The sequence below is a fragment of the Komagataeibacter diospyri genome (assembly GCF_006538165.1).
Classification (GTDB): domain Bacteria; phylum Pseudomonadota; class Alphaproteobacteria; order Acetobacterales; family Acetobacteraceae; genus Komagataeibacter; species Komagataeibacter diospyri.
Genome location: NZ_BDLU01000092.1, coordinates 1 through 3,153 on the forward strand (window position 1 = coordinate 1; position 3,153 = coordinate 3,153).

Here is a 3,153-nt window from a genome sequence, read left to right on the forward strand (position 1 = left end):
GTGGTGGCTGTCGGTCGTGACCTTGTGGCGACGGGTGCGCACGGGCCGGATTCCGTTGTCCTTCATCAGTCGGCCAACACGACGTTCCCCGACATCAGGCCCGGCTTCCCTGAGTTCCAGGGTCATGCGGGGCCGTCCGCAGGAGGCGTTGCCCGGGGCATGATGTTCACGGATATGCGCCAGTATCTTCAGATCGGTGTGCTGGCGCTGACAGGCCGGTCGGGATGTTCAGGCCCGGTAACCACGTGCCGGGACCTGCAAAACGCGGCAGAGCCTCTCGATTGGCCACTCATGCCGATGCCCATGGATGAAGGCGAACCTCATGGCTTCCGGTTCGCGAAGAACCGGGTAGCTTTTTTCAGGATTTCCCTCTGCTCTTGCAGAATCCGGTTCTCCAGACGAAGACGTTCATTCTCGCGGGCCAGATCAGCCGGACGGTACTCCACTATTCATTACCCAAGGTTGATTTGCCAATACCCAGATCGGCTGCAATGCGCGTGCGTGACAGCCCGCTGCTCAACGCAATCCTCACGGCCTCGCGTTTGAAATCTTCCGTATGCTTCATGATCTCGTCGGTCTCCTGATACAAGCTTAAAACGCTCAGATGACCGGCACAAAACCGTTACAAGTCCACAAAACGTCGTCTGACTTTCCTGCCGGGACAGGAAGCACCCGTTTCCGTCGTGAGGCGACGCTTTGTGCTGTTTACTGATTGGCCCGACGGTAAAGCCATGAAAGCGTCAGGAGGGGGGAATGCTCATCGTGGCCTCAATGTCACCAGATGATAGTGCGGCCATATCGTAAAGGTGAGGGTGGTCTGGTCAAAGTCCAGTGGGCCCTCTACCGGATGGTAAAACCGGCGAGGGCCGCCTTCCCGTAGCAATACACTCTGGTTATGCCACAGGCGTTCAAAATCCGGGCTGCGGGATCTAAGCGTCTGCACGAGTGCTTCTACCTGCTGTTTGTCGCCACGGATGCTGGCAGCCCGGAACTCGGCCAGAACCCGCCGTGCGCTGCCTTCCCAGTCATCCAGAAAGGTACGGGCTGCGGGGTCGAGAAACACATAGCGCAGCAGGTTGCGGTCCTCACTATCCAGCCATCCGACGAAGAGACGCTGGGCCGCTTCGTTGGCGACGCAGGCATTCCACAGGGGATCCAGCACGTAGCAGGGTACGGTTACCTGCTCAGGGAACGTCCGGACAGGTTCCGGAAGACTGGATGCGATGACGGGCCGTGAGGCGTCGGGGTCCTTCAACTGGGCCAGTTCGAACAGATAAAGTCGCTCGGCCGGAGACAGATGCAGGGCCGTGGCAATGCGCGCCAGTGTTGCCGCCGAGCAGGAGACATTCCGGCCCTGTTCCAGCCACGTATACCATGTCGTGCTGATACCGCAGAGTTGGGCAGCTTCTTCCCGTCGCAGCCCCCGGGCCCGACGCCGTCCGGGCAGGACATGCAATCCAACATCCTGAGGAGACAGGGCATCACGCCGTGCACGCAGGAAAGCCCCGAGGGCGCGGTACTGTTCAGAGAGAAGGGTCATGATGGTGGTTTTTATACCAGTATAAAATGAGACCTTATACCTGCTTTTTGTATCCGTCAGTCTGATGCCACGGATTAAACAGGACGCAGAAGAGAGAAGATGACGGACTCATATGCGGCAAGGTACTATGGTGACCGGGCGCAGGATTATGTTGTCAGCACGGTGCATGGTCAGGGCAGCGATCTGGACAGGATCGAGCACCTTGTCGCGGGCAAAGACCTGCGGCGTGTTCTGGACCTGGGTTGTGGAGGAGGGCATGTGACCTACCGTCTGGCGCCCCATGTCGAAGAGGTGGTTGCCTGCGATGTCACGGCTCCCATGCTGGAGGCGGTGACGCAGGAAGCCGCACGGCAGGGTCTGGACAATGTTACAACTCTGCAGGCTCCGGCAGAGGAACTGCCGTTTGAAGCCGGAACCTTTGACGCCGCGTTCTGCCGCTTCACCACCCATCACTGGTCGGATGCTCTGGCAGGTCTGCGGGAGGCACGGCGTGTCCTGGCTCCTTCAGGCATGGCCCTGTTCATTGACGTGACGGCTCCGTCTTTAGCCCTGCTGGATAGCTGGCTGCAGTCGATGGAACTGCTGCGCGATATCTCGCATGTAAGGAATTATTCATCTGCCGAATGGACGGCCTTTCTGGGGCAGGCGGGGTTCACGCTGGAGGCCTTTCAGACCCATCGCCTGCGGATGGATTTCGCAAGCTGGGTGGCACGCACGAAGACTCCGACTGAGCGGGTCGTGGCCATCCGTTCCCTGCAGCAGGCCGCACCGGAAGAAGTGAAGCACTATTTCGGGATTGAGCCAGACGGAAGTTTCATGATCGATGTTGGCAGTTTTCAGGTGGCACCGTTGTGAACCGGGCTGTGATTGTCTTGAAGACGTGCAGGATGTGTAATCATTCAGATCAGGAACTGTTTTCGAGCATCGTGAGGGAATAGAGATGAGCCGGGAGTCCGTGCAGGCATTTTTTGAGGCAAACGCACCTGAAATCGAACCCGTGGTGCTGACGGACAGTACTGCAACGGTGGCTGAAGCCGCTCAGGCGCTTGGCGTACAGGAAGGGCAGATTGCCAAGACGCTGGCGCTGAAAGTCGGGGATGAGCGAATTCTGGTCGTCATGGCCGGGACAGGACGTCTGGATAACCGCAAGACGAAGGCTGCGTTCGGAAACCGTCCCCGCATGCTGCCTGCGGAAGAGGTGCTGGAACTGACCAGCCATCCGGTCGGTGGCGTATGCCCTTTCGGACTGCCACAGCCGGTCCGGGTGTTCTGCGATACCTCTTTACGCGCGTTTGACGTGGTCTGGCCTGCCGCCGGTGACCGGAACAGTTCCGTGTGTCTGACGCCGGATCGGCTTGCAGAACTTGTTGGCGCAGAATGGGTGGATGTCAGCCAGCATTGACGTTGAAACCGCCTGCAGGCCCGACATAACGGTCATTTGTCTTTCTGCTGGACGGACAGGACCTGACGGGAAAGAAAGACAGAACCAAACGGGACAATCGAAAACACTGCGAACACCCAGAAGGCGGCATCCTGGGGACTATCCTGAATTTTGTGCGGTGCAGTGATAATCTGCTCGAAGAGGAGCCCCCGCATGAGCATTGATAAAGATA

5 protein-coding genes are annotated in these 3,153 nt (G+C 58.6%); 2 read left to right on the top strand and 3 right to left on the bottom strand.

The window, feature by feature from the left end; all coding sequences use genetic code 11:
• The 3 genes from MSKU9_RS18980 to MSKU9_RS17515 form a co-directional block, all read right to left on the bottom strand.
• A partial coding sequence (locus MSKU9_RS18980; protein ID WP_162515759.1) for an IS3 family transposase occupies positions 1–192 on the bottom strand: 192 nt, incomplete at its 3' end.
• Positions 193–445: 253 nt separating this feature from the next.
• Positions 446–565: a transposase gene (locus MSKU9_RS18985; RefSeq protein ID WP_141262625.1), complete on the bottom strand. Its 120-nt coding sequence runs from the start codon at positions 563–565 to the stop codon at positions 446–448.
• 192 nt (positions 566–757) lie between these two features.
• Positions 758–1,540 (bottom strand): helix-turn-helix transcriptional regulator, encoded by a 783-nt coding sequence (locus MSKU9_RS17515; RefSeq protein ID WP_141262626.1) that lies wholly within the window; start codon positions 1,538–1,540, stop codon positions 758–760.
• Between the two features lie 99 nt (positions 1,541–1,639).
• Here MSKU9_RS17515 and MSKU9_RS17520 point away from each other — a divergent pair, with 99 nt between their 5' ends.
• On the top strand, positions 1,640–2,395 hold the full coding sequence (locus tag MSKU9_RS17520) for a class I SAM-dependent methyltransferase (RefSeq protein WP_141262627.1): 756 nt from the start codon (positions 1,640–1,642) through the stop codon (positions 2,393–2,395).
• Positions 2,396–2,480: 85 nt separating this feature from the next.
• The gene (locus MSKU9_RS17525; protein WP_039733009.1) at positions 2,481–2,942 is read left to right on the top strand and encodes a YbaK/EbsC family protein; all 462 of its coding nucleotides are present in this window, start codon (positions 2,481–2,483) and stop codon (positions 2,940–2,942) included.
• Positions 2,943–3,153: the final 211 nt, after the last annotated feature.

Bases quoted from the DNA above. Each gene is read 5' to 3' on its own strand.
- MSKU9_RS17515 (WP_141262626.1), bottom strand. From the start codon at position 1,540: ATGACCCTTCTCTCTGAACAGTACCGCGCCCTCGGGGCTTTCCTGCGT.
- MSKU9_RS17525 (WP_039733009.1), top strand. From the start codon at position 2,481: ATGAGCCGGGAGTCCGTGCAGGCATTTTTTGAGGCAAACGCACCTGAA.
- MSKU9_RS18985 (WP_141262625.1), bottom strand. From the start codon at position 565: ATGAAGCATACGGAAGATTTCAAACGCGAGGCCGTGAGGATTGCGTTG.
- MSKU9_RS17520 (WP_141262627.1), top strand. From the start codon at position 1,640: ATGACGGACTCATATGCGGCAAGGTACTATGGTGACCGGGCGCAGGAT.